Origin of the sequence: Nitrosomonas sp. ANs5 (assembly GCF_050584665.1) — a bacterium.
In the GTDB taxonomy this organism is placed as follows: domain Bacteria; phylum Pseudomonadota; class Gammaproteobacteria; order Burkholderiales; family Nitrosomonadaceae; genus Nitrosomonas.
The window spans coordinates 38,914-57,339 of the sequence record NZ_JBEUDO010000013.1 but is presented as its reverse complement, the minus strand read 5'-3'; the positions used below and the strand labels follow the sequence as shown (position 1 = coordinate 57,339).

Below are 18,426 nucleotides of genomic sequence, written 5' to 3'. Positions count from 1 at the left end.
TCCGGCCAATCAGGCTCGTCCGCAGTAGATCAGTCTATTCTCGGACAGCCTCCTAGGCCACCTGAAATGAACCAAAATTCAAACTTGCCCCATCATACCGACCTGCATTAGCCACCTCGAACCAGCAAAACCGGCATGGGTGCAGCACGCACCACGCCTTCGGCAACGCTTCCCAATAGCAGACGGCTGAAACCGGACCGGCCATGTGTGCCGATCACGATCAGTTCCGCCTGCCAGTGCTCCGCTTCCGCCACGATGGCAGGAGCAATCTGTCCATCTTTTGCTTCCAGCGATTTGATTTCGGCAGTTACTCCAGCCTGTTGGACGATGCTTTTTGCCTCGGCCAGCATCTTCTCGCCACTTTTCTTGAATGACTCTTGCAGCTCGGCATAGTTGACATACCCTTCATCCAGCCAGTAGAGCATGTCTTCGAATACATGCACCAGCTCAAGCTGGGCATTGATCAGCTTGGCCAATTTGACAGCTTCCTGGAGCGCGCTGCGAGCAGTGGCGCTTCCATCCACTGGAACCAGGATTTTCTGATACATACTTGTCTCCAGATAGGTTAATGGTGTAAAGATTGTGCAGCCGCTTGATTGGGCAAGATGGGTTATTGCAAAGGTTGGGCGAGCGTACAATCCGGTCCAATCCACCGTCCTCTGCTTTCCGCGCGCGTATAAACCGGATTACCCTGTACGACGCTTTCGAATTCCGCCTGACCGGTAAAGCTTTCCGGATTGGTAAACACCACTTCTGCCGTACCATTGCCCTTGAATTGGGCGTTATCACAGACTAAATCCACCTGATAGCGATTTCTCACTTTACTGGCATGCTTGACGTCGCACCCAAACTGATTTTCAAAAAGATCGACAGGTATCTCTTGCTCGGACATATCCTGGGTGATACAGATCATCGAGGTCGCTGCCCCATTACGAATTTCCGGCATTTCCAGTCCATACTGCCTGGCAAGATTGGTTATCTGTTGCATGTGCTCGGTTGGAATATGAGGCACCAGCGCCAACAGATCAGATTTCGTGGTGACTTCCCACAATCCCGCGCGAATAGTGTTGTCAGCCCAAGCGACGCTGGATACCACACCCAATAACAAGATAAAATATTTGTGCACGAAAACTCCTTTCCTTATATGCCACGCATTTCAAACAACCTGAAAAAGACTCTTTGGCCGTCTTGCAGAACCTGACTTGATCAGTCATATCATCGCTTTGACACAGTTACCAACGAGACAATGCCATCCTGACTGCGATCAGCATAGCATATCACCCAAGCTAGGAATTCCAGCCTCAGGTTTCTACATTAATGACAGATAATTATTGACAAAATACTACATGAAGAGTAAATGTTTTTTCACATTGGTTCAGACGAAATGACTGCATTCACTCTCCATAAGTGAACAGGGGGGCAACAGCGATGGGAACAGATGGCAAGCTGCTTCTTTGAAGGACTGGATCATCTTTCTTCAGGGGATGCCAATTACACCAGTCCGCCGAAATGCGGGTTATCGCCTCCGGCGCCTCTGCTGTCGGGACCCGTTCAAAGTCAATGTTCCGATACATGAAGCCATGCATCCTTTTATTGACGATCTGCCATCCGCACCCCTTTTCCGTAGATCTGGCGCTGGCAGCAGGGCAAACCGCTTTTCGAGCGAGCATGCGCCTCGGCATGCCATTTCGCTCAGAACCCTAAAGTCTATGACACCGGAACCGATATGAATCGGGTGCGGCAAATTTCTCCAACCGCCCGTCTCGGATTGCTGGAACTCACCCGCGAAACATGCGAACGATATATGGAGCAAGGGGGAAGCGATTGGCGTCAACCCAAACGGGGCAACCGCACAGCGGACAATGAAGCTTATTTCATTACACCACGTGCGGATAAAGCCGGCTACAAGGCTAACGTATTGCATGGCATCTGGGCTCAGGTACCGTATCTGCATAACGGCTCGGTACCGACCCTCTGGCACCTGTTGCGACCAGAGCAGCGGCCTACTACTTTCATCCGTTGCAACATCAAATATGATGCATCATGGGTTGGTTTTGTCTGGGATAAAGCACCCCCCCTGGATGAATACGGTCCTGGAGATAGCGTGCACGCTGCAGAATATGACACCCGGCTGCGAGGAAATGCCAATCAAGGACATACCCATGGTCAGCAATGGTCGGATGACCAGGTGCGGGCTGTCATTGAATATATGAAAACGCTCTAGGAGGCTGTCCGAGAATAGACTGACCTACTGCGGACGAGCCTGATTGGCCGGATTTTACGATCCTTTTCGTTAAATAGAACGACTATTCGCCTCAAATGATCGAAAAATCCAACTCAACCAGCCTCGCCCTCGCTACGATCGCTATTCTCGGACAGCCTCCGAGGAAGCTCAGCGGAAGCAGTGGCTGCGGCAAGAAAGCCAGCCTAAAATGATTTTGGGATGTATGGGTAAAAGTCGTTACTGACCAGCCAGGCGATCAAGGCCTGGCTGAAGCGGCCTGCTCTGACAGCGGCATTCCCTATTTCCGCTCAGCACTTTAAGCCAACTAAAACGGGAGAATTTAATGGCTCAATCGAATTGGAGTACCCCCAAGAATCGTCGATTTGCATGGCTGCACCAGATAACCAGTACAATTGTTCGCTTCCTGAGACAAATCCATCAATGGATCAATCCTGGGAACAAACCAGCACCCCCTGCCGAATCAGTCGATCAATTAGAAACAATTCCAGCCCAGAGTTTTCTGGCCAGGGTGGCTTTGGCAGAACAACAAACTCCACTGGTCGCTGCGCCCGATCCCAATGACCCCCGTTACGCAAATAATCGCGCGACCTACGAGACCGAGAAAAAAGCGTATGAAACCGCGCTCCAGGCACGCGGCGCCGCTGTCGCTCAGGTAGTCGCCACCTGCCTGAGAACCCAGCCCCTCGAAATGCTGCAGGAGTTACTGGAGCAGCCAAGAGAGGCCATGCCCGTATTCAAGCCGATTGTCGGGCCAGCCGTAGTGGTACGGCATGCGCATGTGATCAAATGCCTGGAACGCACGGATTTGTTCACCGTAGATCCCTACGCCCCGGAAATGGCCCGAGCCAACGACGATCAAGCCAGAAATCCCGAACAGTCTCCACCTTTCATGCTGGGTACGGATAAAGAAGAATGGTATCTCCCCGATGATATTCTCTTGCGACGCTTCGTCTCACGCCAGGATGAGAAAATCCTGGCAGCCCTGGCAAGACAGGAAGCCGAATACTGGACACAGCAGGCAAAAGAAAAAGGAGAAGGAGAATTCGATTTCGTGCCGACCATTGCCCGTTTTGTCCCCCTGCGCATCGTAAGCGATTATCTGGGCGTTCCCTTCTACGCCACCGGCCAGCCGGCTTGCCTGCCTGATTTGCGAGGTGGAGAGTCGTTCCCTTTGGATGACGCATTAAAACAGGTTTTTACCTTTCAGCGGATACAAGCCGGCAAGGTACCGACTGCTGATGATCTCTACAATTGGGTAAAAGACGCCTTTCGCAATATTTTCAATAACTCTAATCCCGCCGATCCGCTATTCACCCAGTTTCGCCAACAAGGGCTGGAAGCAACCGAGTATTTGACTGCCTATATCCACGAGCTGGTCAAACATTTCAAAGCACAGCTCGAGCAAGGCGAAAACGTACCTGACACCATGCTGACTCGCCTGGTGCGGCTACAGCTGAGCTTGGCGGATACGCAACAGGCCGCAGCACTGGAGCAGGAATTTGCAGCGGTATTGGGAAGGCCATTACCTGCAGGAGAACTTGGCAGACGACTGTCCGATGCCTATATCCGCACCAATGTCTTTGGTACAGCCGTGGGAGCGGTCGTTAATCCGGAAGAAGCCAGCGCACGGATTGTTGACTCGATCCTATCGCTTAAGGAAGGCAAGTACGAGGGAATAAACGGCTCGAGCTATCAACACCTGCAAGCGATGGCCAAGGTTCCGGTAGACAGTCCGCAGGCAGCCGAGAGTCTGAAGATTGTGCGTCAATACGCCCTGGAAGGATTGCGTCTGGAACCACAAGGGGAGGTACTGCCGAGACGATGCGTTCAGGACAATACCGAACTCGATGGCGTTCTGATCCAGCGTGGCACTACGGTGTTCGTCGCCTATGCCGCAGCGATGCGGGATCCGGAGGCCACACCCAATCCGCTTGCCTTTGATTTTACGCGAAATGAAGATGCCGTTCCCTATCAACATAATGGGACAAGAGCCAAGGAAGCGCCACAAAGCCGCCTTTACCTGCAGCATGGCTATGGGCGGCATAAATGCCTGGGTCGCTATGCTTCGGAAATCACCATGCAGGAATCACTGCGGGCCTTGCTGCGGCTGGGTGATCTGGAACGACGCAGCGCGCTGCAAATGGATGCACAAAATCTTTATGCCGTCAGCTTACGGGTGGGTTTCAATTCCTAGTACCCCGTTCCACCAAACCGCTTACATGAAATCGCGCCTTCGCCTGTCATGCGTTGTTGCAAATCCTCGCCATAGCTACGGCTATGACTGCGGTTTGCGCCTAGGAGGCTGTCCGAGACTGATCTACCGCGGACGAGCCTGATTGGCCGGATTTTACGATCCTTTTTCGTTAAATAGAACGGCTATTCGCCTCAAATGATCGAAAAATCCAACTCAACCAGCCTCGCCCTCGCTACGATCGCTATTCTCGGACAACCTCCTAGCCTGGCAGGCGAATCCATCGATTTCATTTGCAAGCTAATTGACGGAACGGAGTACTAGCCAATTTGACTGATTCAGCCAGGAAAGCCGTAGCGCCGAAGCACAATTCCTCTCACCTGGAACGGGCAATTGATTTCACTTGAGGGGCGTTGATCAGGTGCGCGGCAAGCCTCAGCCTTCAGGCCAGGGAAGGAGAGCGCGGACGCCGCAGGCGTCCTTTGCGCAATCAGTGCGGCGTCAGCTGCTGTTCGATGTACTGACTAATCTCGATAGGAGCGCAACTGGTTCAAGAATCTGCCCACCAGTCTTGAATTGCCACATTCGACCATCGATCGTCTGCGAGCCATTGGCCGCAAGCTGCTCAGCGAAGACCCAAACTTCAGGAGGCTGATGCAGACATTGCAAGGCTGCTTACCCGGCACACAACAAGCTTGCTGATTTCAGCTTTCAGCTTCCTCCAAGAATGGCCACAGACTGACCGGGCAACAGGATGGCATCAGGCTCGAGAGTGATTGCCGGTGTGGATGCCAGCAGCAGACACTTAGTCTGAAGCCCGGGACAAGCAATGCGCTGCGCCGCTTCGCTCAGATTACTGGCGATCACCACCGTCCCTCTGGCAACAAGCAACCACCTGGCTGCCTCGTCGTAATGCACGTCGATCTGCTCCAAACGGTCATCAACCAGCGCGGGCAGCGTCCGGCGCAAACGAATCAATGCTTTATACCAATCGAATAACTCGGCATGCGGCCCCCGATTCAACTCTTCCCAGATCAGCTGCGAATGCCGAAAGGTCTCGATCGCCTGCGGGTCCGGTATGCTTTCGGCATCCCAGACAAAAGCAGCGAATTCCCGCCTTCTACCCTGTCTAATGGCTTCAGCCAGATCTGGATTCGAATGATCGGTAAAGTACAAAAAAGACGTACTCGCCCCCCACTCCTCTCCCTGGAATAACATCGGCACGAATGGCGAAGTTAATACCAGCGCCACACCGATTTTGAGCAAGCCGGTAGCAAGCAATTGGCTGATACGCTCCCCCCTGGCCCGGTTACCAATCTGATCGTGGTTCTGCAGGCAGCCTATGAAACGGCGTCCTGGCAAACCGGCAGTTGACCGGCCATGCCGGCGCTTGCGGTAGGCAGAATAGCTGCCGTCATAGACCAGCCCCTTGGTCAGCACCTTTTTCAGATCGGATAATCGGCCGAAATCCTGGTAATAGCCATTTGCCTCATGAGTCAGTAGCGCGTGCAGTGCGTGATGAAAATCTTCGCTCCACATTGCATTCAGCCCCAAGCCACCGGCTTCCGGGGATCGCACCAGCCGCGGATCGTTGAGATCGCTTTCAGCAATCAGAACCAGATGGCGTCCCAGACGCGCCTCGAGCCGGCCAACCGCTTCCGCCAGCTCTTCGAGAAAATGTGTAGCAGAACTGTCGAACAGCGCATGCACCGCATCGATGCGCAACCCGTCGAAATGGTAGTCGCGCAGCCACATCAGGGCATTGTCGATAAGGAAACGGCGCACTGCATCACTTTGGGCCTGATCGAGATTGACCGCTTGGCCCCAGGGCGTGGAATAGGCAGCGGTGAAGTAAGGGCCAAAATGATTCAGGTAATTGCCGTCCGGCCCCAAGTGGTTGTAGACAACGTCAAGCAATACCGCCAGCCCCTTGTGATGGCAGGCATTGACCAGGCGCTTGAGTCCTTCGGGTCCGCCATAAGCATTATGTGGTGCATACAGCGCCACACCATCATAACCCCAGCCATGACGACCCGGAAATTCTGCCACCGGCATGAGTTCCACATGAGTAATGCCGAGCTCGCACAAATGATCGAGGCGAGCAATCGCCGCATCAAAGGTGCCTTCAGAGGTAAAAGTCCCGATATGGATTTCCTCGATCACGCCCGACGCCAATGGCGGGGGGCGCCATGCACCATCCGTCCATTGGAAGCGCTCATGCTCGAGCCAGCATGAGCAGCCATGCACACCGGCAGGCTGCCAGGCCGAACGGGGATCGGGAAAAGGCCCCTGCCCGTCCAGCCTGAATGCATAAGCCACCCCATGTACCAGCCACGGCACATCCAGCTGCCACCAGCCCTGCCCGATAGAGGTCATGGGCACGCATAAATCCTCACTTTCCAGCTCAACATCCTCTGCATACGGTGCCCAAACTCGAATCTCGGTCATGCCAGCATCCTAGATGGAGGTTTTTCCTCGCCACAAACGGGGAATCTAGCTCAGTTCGATACGGTCCCCCACACCATGCAATAAATCAACGCATAGCGTCAAATATTCGCGCAATTGCCGCGTCAGCAAAAAATTTTCCCGCACGAACGCTTGGGCCTTGTAACCCATCGACTGGATTTTCTTTGGCTGGCGCAGCAGGTAACGCAAACGCAAGGCGGCACCTTCGGGGGTATTCACCAGAAAACCCGTGTGATGATCGATGACCTGCAGCCGAATACCGCCGGTATTGCCACCGATCACTGGCTTTCCTTTCCATAGGGCCTCGGTAACAGTCAGACCAAAGCCTTCACGGGTAGATTTTTGCAAGACTATGGCCGCCGCCCGTTGCAGGGCATTGATCATGCGATGGGCATCGGGTGGCAACATTAATATGTGGATATCAGCATCGTTTTCTGCAGCCATGCGCACTTCATTGAGTACGATCTCCCCTTCGGGATCATCACTGGCGCCGCCTCCAGCCAGTGCCAACTGCAAATGCGGCAGGTAGCGTTTTGCCAGGCGATAGGCATTAATCACACCGACGGGATCCTTGAATCGATCGAAACGTGACACTTGCACGACCAGCGGGCGCGCCGGATCGATCTTGAACTGGCTGAGCACATCGGAGATTTCCTCCTCCGGTAACTCGATATTTTTGTCCGACAGCGGATCGATGCTGGGCGGAATAATGAATTCGCAATGCGGCAATGCCTGGGCAAAAGTCGGCAAAGAAAACACGCTGGCATCGTAACCTGCCACATAATCGCGCAGGTATTTCCAGACCGGGCGATAGGGATGGGAAATATCGATATGGCAACGCCAGATCCACTTGCCGCGCCGATTGGGGCATAAAGCCAGAAGAGGTGCCGGCTGTGGATCGTGGATAAACACCAGGTCAGCCTCCTCGAGCAGCGGGCGCAGGTGCTCAGCGTTGGCGGCATTGGTACGCTCATAGGCATCCAGTTGTGTGCGGGGAATAGGTACGTTATTCCCCTGCAAAGCATTGTGCATGCTTTTGGTGCACTGATAGAAATCGGCGGAACCACTCATCACTTCCCAGCGCACATCGATACCGAGTTCCTGCGTCAGTGGCACCAGTTTTTCCAGTATTTCCGCCACCCCTCCACCGACACGCGTGGAGTTGACATGCACCATTTTCAGACCACGAAGCGGCAATGCCAGTTTTTGCAGGTGACGAATGACGTCTTCCCCTGCCACCTGACCGTAGTTTTGCAATAGATGGCTCATGATCGTGCGCCCTTGAAATGACGGGAGAAAGTATCAGCCAGCCGCTGTCGCAATTCAGTCAGCGGTGCAAATGAAGGATCAATGGCGGCCAGCTCCTCGCACAGTGGAAGATAGCTGTCCCCATAGCTCTCCAGCCACTGGCGGAAATCGTCTTTACCGCCCAGGCGGCGACGCGCATCGATGAAATGGTAGAACACGCTGCTGGTGGACATGCGTGGCAACATGCTGGCCAGGCGATGGGGCGCCTTGAGCCGATGGCGGGTATCGAATACCACGATCTTGGCACGAATGAACTCGAAGGGGTACAGCGCATGCGCCCAATGCAGATATTCGCTCTCATCCAAACGCTGTTCAATCTGTTCGAGCAATTCCAGACGCAATGACTCCATATCCTGATAATCAGCGGGATCGATCATGGCGAGGCGCTCGGCCAATATCCCATCATGCAGGCTGTGACGCGCCCAGGAAGCAAAATCATTGTTGAACTCGCGTTCTTCGAAGCGGGGTTGCAGCATCCCTGCCCAGAAGTGGTAATCGATACTACTGGGTGTGATTGTCGCGAGCAAACCGCGGAACTCTTTCAGAGTGATTGCACGCTGGCCGGTCGCAATAGCAATCAGCGCGCAGTCCTTGAGAATGAATCCGCTGTCTTTTTTTGGAGATACGGACATGGCTACACCTCTCCTATTTAAAACAAACCGCGAGCAGTCCTGAAACGATCGTGTCGCTTGAAAATGTATCGGCAATCTTCTGCAATGTCAAACCTGTCAATCGCAACCAATCCCACTCAGAACCAGTGAACCCTGGTAAATCACGTATCAGGCTCTGGATCCCCTTCGCAAGGAAGCCGGTCTAGTACTCCGTTCCGCCAAACCGCTTACATGAAATCGCGCCTTCGCCTGTCATGCGTTGTTGCAAATCCTCCCCATAGCTACGGCTATGACTGCGGTTTGCGCCTAGCCTGGCAGGCGAATCCATCGATTTCATTTGTAAGCTAATTGACGGAACGGAGTACTAGTTCTCAGAAAAACCACACCGCTCCCGGCTCAATAATCCGACTGGGAAACGGTCGAGTATTACTTTGACCGAAGCCAATCCGCCCTCCAGCCTGTCTCCTGTCAACAGGTTGTACCAGGCACCCGTTGGCAGTTCGACAGCAGTATCCTGCCAATCCTCTTTCAACCCCAGCAGCAAGCGGGGTGTTACGACAGCTACAGTCTGCCCACGCATGAATGCCACGGCGTGCACTGCCTTGCTTCCGCTCACCATGAGAGGCTGATAGCTGCCTGCCGGACCGAAATATTCCGCATATTGCTGCCGCAGATGCAAAGCTTGTCGAATCACCCACAATTTAGGCAGCCCCTCATCCGAGCGTGCAAGTATCTGCTCAATAGTCAAGCCCGCAATTTCTGCCAACAGCTGGGCGCGTTCGTGATAATCAACCGGCCGGCGATTGTCCGGATCCACGAGATTCAGATCCCATAACTCAGTGCCCTGGTAGATATCCGGCACACCTGGGGCCGTCAGCTTGAGCAGCGTTTGCGCAAGACTGTTGATGCGCCCCGGAGCGATCAGTGGCTGCACAAATGCCTCCAGCTGGTGACGAAATTTGCCATCAGCCAGCACGGCCTGGACGAATTGTTGAATGGCTTGCTCGTAATCAGGTTGCGGCTGGGTCCATGATGTGTGGGTCTTGGCTTCGCGAATCGCCTTTTGCATGTAATCACTCAGGCGCTGCGTATTGATTGGCCAGGCCCCCACCAAGGTTTGGTAGAGCAGATACTCGGTATTGCGGTCGGGGAGATCATGACAACGATGCTGCTGGTTATATTGCATCCAGTCTTGCACCGTTCTGCCCCAATGCTCCGGGATTTCCGACAACAGCGCCAACCGGGCACGCACATCTTCGCCACGCTTGGTATCATGGCTAGCGGTTGTCAGCAAGGTTTGGGGATAATCAGTCTGGATCAGATTACAGGCCTGATGAAACGCTGCAATTGAAACATCCGGTTTCGCGGGGTTCCCTCCTACCTCGTTCAGGCTTACCAAGCAGTGAAAGCGATAAAAGGTTGTATCTTCCACTCCCTTGGCCATCGCTGGCCCGGTCAGCTGCTGGAAGCGCATGGCCAGCTCCCCTTCCAGCCTGCCCTTACAGCGCAGCAGCAGCAAATTTTCCAGAAACTGGAAGAGCTGCGGATCCAGTTCCGTTCTTCGTTCCTTGGCTAAGGTTATGGCCTCGGACACATACCGGATATCTGTCTCAGTAACGCGCTCTGTTGCCGCTCTGACATAAGTTCGATAAACGGGAAAGCTGGCTGCTGTCTCAAGCAATGCCAGATAAAGCTCATAGCGGGTATAGTCACGATGGCAACGATGCTGTTCACAAATATCCACAAACAATGATGCAAGGCGGTTCAATTCACTGCCCAGCAGCTCTTTGAGCACCTGGCGCTTACTTTCGTAAACCAGCCCGGCAAAATCAACCGTTTCCCCGGTAAATGCCTCCAGCACAGAGGCAAGGGATGTCATGCCGACCGGATCAATAAAAAGTCCTCCGACAAGATTGAGGAAATCATATCCGGTGGTACCGGCAATCGGCCAGTCCGTTGGCAACCGCTCATGATGCTCCAGGATTTTTTCTGCCACGATCCAAGTATCCGGGCACGCCTGACGCAATCTGGCAAAGTACTGCGCGGGATCACGCAACCCATCCGCATGGTCGATACGCAGTCCATGCACCGAACCTTCCCGCACCCACGCAAGCGGCAATTGATGCGTTGCATGAAATACTTCCTCCTCCTCTACCCGCAGACCAGCAAGGTTATTGATATCAAAGAATCGCCGGTAGCCCAGGTCTCGCCCGGCAGTGCGCCATAAGGCCAGCCGATAGTTTTGCCGGTCGACAAGGCCATCTAACTCGTCAGGATCAGCATTCAGGCGGGTCACCACAGCATCGATTGCGATGACGGTGTCCGGTTCATCGTGACTCAGGCGGGTAAGCAAATGCTGGATGACATCCTTGTCGCGGTGCCGAAGCTCGACCAGCCGACGGTCTGTGACCGTCGGACGGGGCAACCGCATGCATGACTCGGCCAGAAAGCCCAATAGCTCCGAATGCGCATCACACGCTGCTTCAGCCAGCAATTTTCCTAGGCTGGAAGGATCAAGCGGGAAACTCTGCTCGCCATAATGCAGCGTGAAGTCCCCGCCCGCATGTTTCAGCTGCAACTCACAGGACTCCAGAATGCGTCCATAATGGTCCGCTAACACCGGCAGCAGCACCTTGTTCGGCCATCGTTCCTCGGAGGCGTCCCAGTCAACGTCGAAATACATGGCAAAACGACTGGAAGGTCCATTCTCGAGTACATCCCACCACCAGGGATTCTGGTTCCCGATGATGGCCATATGATTGGGGACAATATCCAGCATCTGTCCCAGATTCGCTTGTTGCATGACAGCACACAAACGCTTGCGCGCGCACTCGCCGCCCAACGCTTCATTGACTCGGGTCGGATCGACTACGTCATACCCATGGCTGCTGCCACTGGCGGCTTGCAGATAAGGCGAAGTGTAAAGATGACTCACGCCCAGGCGGGCCAAATAGGGAATGATTCCAGCCGCGTCATCAAGGCCAAATTCCGGGCATAATTGCAGACGGTAGGTTGCAATCGGTTTAAGTTGCATAACGTAGCACCATCAGGCTGCGAGCTTCGGCCTGCAGCTCGCAGCCCGCCGCGAGAATCTTCTCTTTATCCAGCCAGCCACGCACGGTATCGAATTCCAGCAGCCACTGCGCCCCCCATTCCGGACCGGGAAGTTTGAAATTCAGCGGCTCATAATGGGCGTTAAAAATCAGGTAGAAGCGGTCATCAATGATCTGCTCACCGCATAAACCGGTGCTGGCAAGTGCCTCGCCATTCAGGAATACCGCAAACGACTTGGCATAATCTTCTCCCCAATGCGACTCCTCTATTTCCTCTCCAGTATGAGCAAACCAGGCAATATCCGAAATCTCTTCGCCATAGATCGGCCGTCCCTGGAACCAACGGCGGCGATGAAAAACCGGATGTTTGCGGTAAAAATCACTGAGGCGTTGCGTAAATGCGAGCAACTCATGATCGGCATGCTTCCAATCTAACCAGGAAACTTCATTATCCTGACAGTAGGCATTATTGTTACCAGACTGGGTACGCCCGATCTCATCCCCTCCCAGCAGCATAGGGACGCCCTGCGAGAGGAACAAGGTGGCAAGGAAATTGCGTCGTTGACGTTGGCGAAGTTGATTGATTTCGGGGTCATCAGTGGGTCCCTCGGCACCACAGTTCCATGATCGATTGTCATCTGTGCCATCGCGGTTGTCCTCGCCATTGGCTGCGTTGTGTTGATCGTTATAGGAGACAAGGTCATGCAAGGTGAATCCGTCATGAGCAGTTATAAAATTGATACCGGCGTAGGGACGCCGCCCGTTGCTCTCGTACAGATCTGAACTACCAGTCAAACGCTGTGCAAACTCGGCAAGCATACGGTCCTGTCCTCGCCAGTAGTCGCGCACACAATCACGGAATTTACCGTTCCATTCCGACCACAATGGGGGAAAATTACCCACCTGATAGCCGCCTTCCCCGAGATCCCAAGGTTCAGCGATGAGCTTGACCTGACTGATCACCGGATCCTGCTGCACAAGATCGAAAAAGGCCGACAGCCGATCCACCTCATGCAACTCGCGCGCCAGTGTCGCCGCCAGATCGAAGCGAAAGCCATCCACGTGCATTTCCAATACCCAGTAACGCAAACTGTCCATGATGAGTTGCAATACATGCGGATGGCGCATGTTCAGGCTGTTACCGGTACCTGTGTAGTCCATGTAGTGACGCGGATCATCGGGCATGAGCCGGTAGTAAGCAGCGTTGTCGATCCCCTTGAAAACAAGCATCGGCCCGAGATGATTACCTTCCGAAGTGTGATTGTAGACCACATCCAGGATCACCTCGATACCGGCCGCATGCAATGCCTTGACCATTTGTTTGAATTCGGCAATCTGCTGGCCGGGTCCGTCTACAGCAGCATACTCGTTATGCGGCGCGAAATAGCCGATGGTACTGTAGCCCCAGTAGTTGCGCAGATTCTTTTCTGTCAGATGGGCATAGTGTATGAATTGATGCACCGGCATCAGTTCGACGGCAGTGATTCCAAGCGCCTTGAGGTGTTCAATCGCTGCCGGATGTGCAAGGCCTGCATAAGTGCCGCGCAGCGAATCCGGAATTCCGGGGTGTCGCTTGGTGAAACCCTTGACATGCAATTCATAGATAATGGACTCGTGCCAGGGGGTGTCGGGATGCTGATCGTCTCCCCAGTCAAAGCGGGGATCGATGACCACCGAACGCGGCACAAAGGGTGCACTATCGCGTTCATCACGGATGTCTGGTTCATTGATACGGCAGGGATAGACGGCCTCATCCCATTGCACCTGTCCATCGATAGCCTTGGCATAGGGATCGAGCAGCAGTTTGGCCGGATTGCAGAGTTGCCCCCGGTCCGGTGCCCAGGGCCCATGCACACGGTAGCCATAGCGTTGTCCGGGTTTGACATCCGGCAAGTAACCATGCCAGCAGTAGGCGGTCGTCTCTGGCAGATCGACGCGGGTCTCTCGACCCTGTTCATCAAACAGACATAATTCGACCCGCTCTGCCACTTCCGAGAACAACGAGAAACTCGTACCTTGGCCATCGAAGCTCGCGCCGAGCGGATACGGCTTACACAACCAGACTTTGACATCAGTCATAAGCTCCCTCCTGATTCTTGCCAGACACTCGTGCCTTGGCTAGTTTCTAGTGTCTGGATCCAGCCACAATTTCCGTCGCGCCAACCCGGCGCACCTGTCTAGGAGGCTGTCCGAGAATAGACTGATCTACTGCGGACGAGCCTGATTGGCCGGATTTTATGATCCTTTTCGTTAAATAGAACGACTATTCGCCTCAAATGATCGAAAAATCCAACTCAACCAGCTTCACCCTCGCTACGATCGCTATTCTCGGACAGCCTCCTAGTGCGGGCGCGTCTCCAGGATAAGTTCAACCCGTCGATTGGTTGCACGACCCTCTGGTGTGCCATTGAGTGCGATTGGACGGGTATCTGCATAACCCGTGGCACGCAGACGTCTCGACGCAACGCCGCTGCGCTCGAGATGGCGAACGACGCTGGTCGCCCGACCAGTCGACAATTCCCAGTTGGACGGAAAACGCGCAGTCTGGATGGGCACATTGTCGGTATGACCCTCCACCGAAATCTTGTGCTCGGTCGCATTCAGAACCTTGGTCAATCGATCGAGCAAGGCGACCCCGGGAACAGTAAGCATGGACTGGCCGGATGGAAACAATATCTCGTTACTAATCCGGAAACTGATCGCGCCTTCCTGTATCAATATTTCGACATCATCCCCGAGTGTATCGAGCGGCAGGCCAGCCAAGGGGTTTCCCTCTGCAGCATGCTTGAGAGTCACTGCACTGGTGGCCGCCTTCTGCGCAGTATCGGAATATGGTGTATCTGACCGGTCGGCAGAGACATGCTGCGCTGCAGCATGTGGCGCAAGGATACGATCGGAAAAGGCCAGCAACACCACCAGCATGACCAGCAGCAACGTCATGACATCCAGATACACAATCAACCAGCTGTCTTCATCCGTATCGGCCGGTGGATCGAAATTCCAGTGCGCATAACGCCCCCTCTCTTTCCCGACATGAAAGCTATCGTCATCAGCCACGATGCTTGCCTGCTCCGCCTGCATCATCGGAAGGCACGCCGGCAGGCATGGCAGGCAATTGCGCCTCGTCGATTTCATCTTCATAGTGCGCCATGAACGACCCCAGCGTCTCGCGCATCAGCGCCGGGCTGCGTTTCTCGCACATCATCGAAATCCCCTGCAGCACCATGTTCATTAGCACGATGCGCTGCTCGGTACGGCGCTCGAGCTTGACCGCAACCGGTTTGAATATGAGATTGGCCAGCAGAATACCGTAAAAAGTGGTCATCAGGGCGATCGCCATATGCCGCCCAATAATCTCCAGATTTCCGAGCTCGAGGATGAACATCAGGTTGATCAATCCGACCAAGGTGCCAATCATGCCGAAGGCCGGCGCAAAGCTGGCCATTACGCGAAACAGCTTGGCTTCTGCATGTTCGCGTGCACGCAGACGCGAAATACGCCAGCGCAGCAAGTCGAGGATTTCCTGTTCAGGCGTAAGATCGATCACTAATTGCACGCCGGTACGCAGAAACGGGTTTCTCACCCGCGCCAACTCCTCTTCCACCGCACGCACATCGTTTTGCATCCATAGCCGCGAAATCCGGATCAATTCTTCCATGTCGCGCTGGATGTATAACCGCTCGTTGCGCAGAACGGTCATGAGCAGCCCGAATACTCGAACCACCTCGCGCAATGGATAACTGATAAAGGTTGCCGCAAGCGTTCCTCCCAGCACAATCGCAAGCCCTGGCAGATTTATAAATAAAGCAGGATCCTCCGCAGCGAATATCAGCAGCGCCGCCAGCATTGCAATGCCACCAATCATGCCAATCAGGGTAGAGGGGTTCATTGGCTCCAAGAAGTCGATTTTTGATTGCTCCTAACATACCGAGAATCCTAGTGAGTGTCAAACGCGCTCATCAACGATCCGGTAATCTGTGCAACCAGACGCTGCATACGCCATTTATGGGATTATGGGGTGCCAGCCATAATCTCTACGTGCCAGCACGTATTTTTATATAACGCCACTTCCAGTAGATTAGAGCCGCAGGACATTTAGATAAGCACTCGGCTTTCTTCGGATGGCAACAACAGATGACGCTGTCATTCTGAAGGTCACGATAAAGATCTATTGCCCTGCCATCCAGAAACAGCAATAAATCACACCAAATGAGGAGAAGATCATGCAGCGTATTATATTATCGTTTGTGCTAGCATTTTTCTGCGGAAGTGTAGCGGCTGAATGGACGCTTCTGGCGTCCGACACCGTCCGAACTGAAGCGCCAGGCACCGTTGCCGGGCGCGGAACAAAAGTCTTCATTGATAAAAACAGCATCACGAAGGAAGGGACCAGAGCGACGATGTACACTCTAACCGATTATGAAAGCCCACTGATGGTAGGTGGCAAAAGACAATTGTCGACCAAGTCATTGGATGAATACGACTGCGAAAACAAAAAGTACCGGACGCTGGCTTATTACTGGTATTCGCGTCACCAGGCAAAAGGGGATTTGATCTACGACGATACGGCACCGGGAAGAATGCAACCCATTCTCGATGGCTCAACGATTGAAGACGCATGGAAAATTGCCTGTGGCAAGTAACTTCCCTATTCACCGATGCGCCTGACTCGTTCAGGAACAAAATCGCAAGATTGGCTCCATCTCAGTCCATCCTCTGATGGCGATGGAGCCAAGCAGAATTCATCCATTCCAGTATATTTCCAGGCCTCACTGTTTCTTTGGCAGATACAGGTCGGTAATCGTGCCTTCTGCCAGTTCCGCAGCGAAGAGGAGGGTTTCCGACAGTGTCGGATGCGGATGGATGGAGAGCGCAATATCCTGCATATCCGCTCCCATTTCCAGCGCCAGCACTGCCTCTGAGATCAACTCTCCCGCATGGGATCCAACCATGCCCGCGCCGAGAATCCGGCGGGAAGTTTTATCGAACAAAAACTTGGTCATTCCTTCGTCTCGCGCCATGGCGATAGCGCGGCCACTTGCCGCCCATGGGAATACCGCCTTTTCATAAGCGATGCCTTGTTTCTTGGCTTCCGTCTCGGTCAACCCCATCCAGGCAATCTCCGGATCAGTGTAGGCGACCGATGGAATCGCCTGCGCATCGAACACCACCTTATTATGACCGGCAATGACTTCTGCCGCGATCTTGCCTTCATGCGAAGCCTTGTGAGCGAGCATCGGCTCTCCTGCAATATCACCAATGGCAAAGATATGTTCGACATTGGTGCGCATTTGCGCATCGACCGGAATAAATCCACGCGCACTCACTTCGATACCGGCGGACTCGGCGCCGATCAGTTTCCCATTGGGATAACGGCCTACCGCCACCAGCACACAATCATACCATTGCGGCTCAGGCGCTTTCTCACCCTCAAAAAAGACTTTCAGACCTTTTTTACCGGCCTCGATGCGGCTCACGCTGGTATTGAGCCAAATAGCCTCATAATCAGCCTGCAATCTTTTGAACAGCGGTTTGATTAAATCGGCGTCCACACCAGGAATCAACTGCTCCGCGCGTTCGACTACACTGATTTGTGCGCCCAATGCATGATAAACGGTTGCCATTTCCAGGCCGATAATGCCGCCCCCCAGGATGAGCATGCGCTTGGGAATCTCCGTCAACGTCAGCGCGCCGGTCGAGTCCATGATCCGTTCGTCATCCGGAAACCCCGGGATGTGCGCTGCACTGGAACCAGCTGCAATCACACAATGCTCAAAAGAAACGGTTTGGTGTCCGTCCGGGGTGGCGATCTCGATCAAATGCGGACCAATAAATTTCCCAGCCCCTTGCATGACAGTCACTTTCCGTTGCTTGGCGAGCCCTGTCAGGCCTTTTGTCAACTTGCCCACCACCGAATCTTTCCAGGCACGCAGTTTGCCAAGATCGATCTTTGGTTTGCCAAAATCCAGACCAAGTTGACGCGCTTCATCTGCATCCGTCAGTAGCTTGGCTGCATGCAGAAGTGCTTTCGATGGAATACAGCCGACATTCAGACAAACGCCACCCAGGGCGGCGTAGCGTTCAATCAGGATCACTTGCTTACCCAAATCGGCTGCCCGGAATGCGGCCGTATAACCACCCGGCCCAGCACCCAGCACAACAACTTCGGCATGCACATCGGCTCGGCTTTCCCGACTGACAGCAGCGGCTGATTGGGCGGGCGCCTGCTCCCCTGGCTCGACTGTTTGCTGATTGGAAGACACGTCACTGGACACAGATTCCGGCCTATGATCCTGCTTGCTTGCTTTGGATGCTTCCAGAGTAACGATCAGCGAACCTTGTGATATTTTGTCACCGACTTTGACATGCACCTGCTTCACCACGCCAGGCTCGGGAGCCGGTACTTCCATCGTGGCTTTATCGGTTTCAAGCACCATTAACGGGGCTTCCTGCGCCACTTCATCCCCGGGCTTCACTAAAATTTCGACGATCGGTACATCCTTAAAATCACCGATATCGGGTAATGCTACTTTAACGAGTTGTGTCATGCCT

Annotated in this window: 14 protein-coding genes; 4 read left to right on the top strand and 10 right to left on the bottom strand. The window is 53.9% G+C overall.

Annotation, left to right across the window (positions count from 1 at the left end):
- Positions 1–107: 107 nt before the first annotated feature.
- Together ABTW62_RS05120 and ABTW62_RS05115 are read right to left on the bottom strand one after the other, a co-directional pair.
- Positions 108–548 carry a universal stress protein gene (locus ABTW62_RS05120; RefSeq protein ID WP_430903508.1) on the bottom strand — a complete coding sequence of 147 codons (441 nt, stop codon included), beginning with the start codon at positions 546–548 and terminating at the stop codon, positions 108–110.
- Positions 549–610: 62 nt separating this feature from the next.
- A complete protein-coding gene (locus ABTW62_RS05115; RefSeq protein WP_430903507.1) occupies positions 611–1,126 on the bottom strand; it encodes a DUF3617 domain-containing protein in 516 nt (171 codons plus the stop codon).
- Positions 1,127–1,726: 600 nt separating this feature from the next.
- Between ABTW62_RS05115 and ABTW62_RS05110 the strand changes: the two genes are divergently transcribed.
- The 3 genes from ABTW62_RS05110 (at position 1,727) to ABTW62_RS05100 (ending at position 4,760) form a co-directional block, all read left to right on the top strand.
- Entirely contained in the window at positions 1,727–2,224 is a 498-nt protein-coding gene (locus ABTW62_RS05110; protein ID WP_430903506.1) for a hypothetical protein, read from the top strand.
- 343 nt (positions 2,225–2,567) lie between these two features.
- On the top strand, positions 2,568–4,439 hold the full coding sequence (locus ABTW62_RS05105) for a cytochrome P450 (RefSeq protein ID WP_430903505.1): 1,872 nt from the start codon (positions 2,568–2,570) through the stop codon (positions 4,437–4,439).
- Between the two features lie 195 nt (positions 4,440–4,634).
- Positions 4,635–4,760, top strand: coding sequence for a hypothetical protein (locus ABTW62_RS05100; protein ID WP_430903504.1), 126 nt, complete (start codon positions 4,635–4,637; stop codon positions 4,758–4,760).
- Positions 4,761–5,147: 387 nt separating this feature from the next.
- On the opposite strand, the gene treZ is transcribed toward ABTW62_RS05100, so the two are convergent.
- The 7 genes from treZ to ABTW62_RS05065 all read right to left on the bottom strand — a co-directional run bounded on the left by treZ (position 5,148) and on the right by ABTW62_RS05065 (position 15,763).
- Positions 5,148–6,884 (bottom strand): malto-oligosyltrehalose trehalohydrolase, encoded by a 1,737-nt coding sequence (gene treZ / locus ABTW62_RS05095; protein WP_430903503.1) that lies wholly within the window; start codon positions 6,882–6,884, stop codon positions 5,148–5,150.
- Positions 6,885–6,929: 45 nt separating this feature from the next.
- On the bottom strand, positions 6,930–8,171 hold the full coding sequence (locus ABTW62_RS05090; RefSeq protein WP_430903502.1) for a glycosyltransferase: 1,242 nt from the start codon (positions 8,169–8,171) through the stop codon (positions 6,930–6,932).
- On the bottom strand, positions 8,168–8,842 hold the full coding sequence (locus tag ABTW62_RS05085; RefSeq protein WP_430903501.1) for a DUF5752 family protein: 675 nt from the start codon (positions 8,840–8,842) through the stop codon (positions 8,168–8,170). Before ABTW62_RS05085 ends, ABTW62_RS05090 begins: the two co-directional genes overlap by 4 nt.
- A 343-nt stretch (positions 8,843–9,185) precedes the next feature.
- Positions 9,186–11,855 carry a malto-oligosyltrehalose synthase gene (treY, locus tag ABTW62_RS05080; protein ID WP_430903500.1) on the bottom strand — a complete coding sequence of 890 codons (2,670 nt, stop codon included), beginning with the start codon at positions 11,853–11,855 and terminating at the stop codon, positions 9,186–9,188.
- Positions 11,845–13,953, bottom strand: coding sequence for a glycogen debranching protein GlgX (gene glgX, locus ABTW62_RS05075; RefSeq protein WP_430903499.1), 2,109 nt, complete (start codon positions 13,951–13,953; stop codon positions 11,845–11,847). The genes treY and glgX overlap by 11 nt, the downstream gene beginning before the upstream one ends.
- Before the next feature lie 261 nt (positions 13,954–14,214).
- Positions 14,215–14,931, bottom strand: coding sequence for an OmpA/MotB family protein (locus ABTW62_RS05070; protein WP_430903498.1), 717 nt, complete (start codon positions 14,929–14,931; stop codon positions 14,215–14,217).
- Positions 14,924–15,763, bottom strand: coding sequence for a motility protein A (locus tag ABTW62_RS05065; protein ID WP_430903497.1), 840 nt, complete (start codon positions 15,761–15,763; stop codon positions 14,924–14,926). Before ABTW62_RS05065 ends, ABTW62_RS05070 begins: the two co-directional genes overlap by 8 nt.
- Positions 15,764–16,097: 334 nt before the next feature.
- Between ABTW62_RS05065 and ABTW62_RS05060 the strand changes: the two genes are divergently transcribed.
- The gene (locus ABTW62_RS05060) at positions 16,098–16,517 is read left to right on the top strand and encodes a surface-adhesin E family protein (RefSeq protein WP_090412232.1); all 420 of its coding nucleotides are present in this window, start codon (positions 16,098–16,100) and stop codon (positions 16,515–16,517) included.
- 126 nt (positions 16,518–16,643) lie between these two features.
- Here ABTW62_RS05060 and lpdA read toward each other — a convergent pair whose 3' ends face one another.
- Positions 16,644–18,422 (bottom strand): dihydrolipoyl dehydrogenase, encoded by a 1,779-nt coding sequence (gene lpdA / locus ABTW62_RS05055; protein WP_430903496.1) that lies wholly within the window; start codon positions 18,420–18,422, stop codon positions 16,644–16,646.
- Positions 18,423–18,426: the final 4 nt, after the last annotated feature.

Coding starts and splice junctions, on each gene's coding strand:
- ABTW62_RS05085 (WP_430903501.1), bottom strand. CDS start 8,842: ATGTCCGTATCTCCAAAAAAAGACAGCGGATTCATTCTCAAGGACTGC.
- ABTW62_RS05110 (WP_430903506.1), top strand. CDS start 1,727: ATGAATCGGGTGCGGCAAATTTCTCCAACCGCCCGTCTCGGATTGCTG.
- ABTW62_RS05100 (WP_430903504.1), top strand. CDS start 4,635: ATGATCGAAAAATCCAACTCAACCAGCCTCGCCCTCGCTACGATCGCT.
- ABTW62_RS05060 (WP_090412232.1), top strand. CDS start 16,098: ATGCAGCGTATTATATTATCGTTTGTGCTAGCATTTTTCTGCGGAAGT.
- ABTW62_RS05105 (WP_430903505.1), top strand. CDS start 2,568: ATGGCTCAATCGAATTGGAGTACCCCCAAGAATCGTCGATTTGCATGG.
- glgX (WP_430903499.1), bottom strand. CDS start 13,953: ATGACTGATGTCAAAGTCTGGTTGTGTAAGCCGTATCCGCTCGGCGCG.
- treZ (WP_430903503.1), bottom strand. CDS start 6,884: ATGACCGAGATTCGAGTTTGGGCACCGTATGCAGAGGATGTTGAGCTG.
- lpdA (WP_430903496.1), bottom strand. CDS start 18,422: ATGACACAACTCGTTAAAGTAGCATTACCCGATATCGGTGATTTTAAG.
- ABTW62_RS05120 (WP_430903508.1), bottom strand. CDS start 548: ATGTATCAGAAAATCCTGGTTCCAGTGGATGGAAGCGCCACTGCTCGC.
- treY (WP_430903500.1), bottom strand. CDS start 11,855: ATGCAACTTAAACCGATTGCAACCTACCGTCTGCAATTATGCCCGGAA.
- ABTW62_RS05065 (WP_430903497.1), bottom strand. CDS start 15,763: ATGAACCCCTCTACCCTGATTGGCATGATTGGTGGCATTGCAATGCTG.
- ABTW62_RS05090 (WP_430903502.1), bottom strand. CDS start 8,171: ATGAGCCATCTATTGCAAAACTACGGTCAGGTGGCAGGGGAAGACGTC.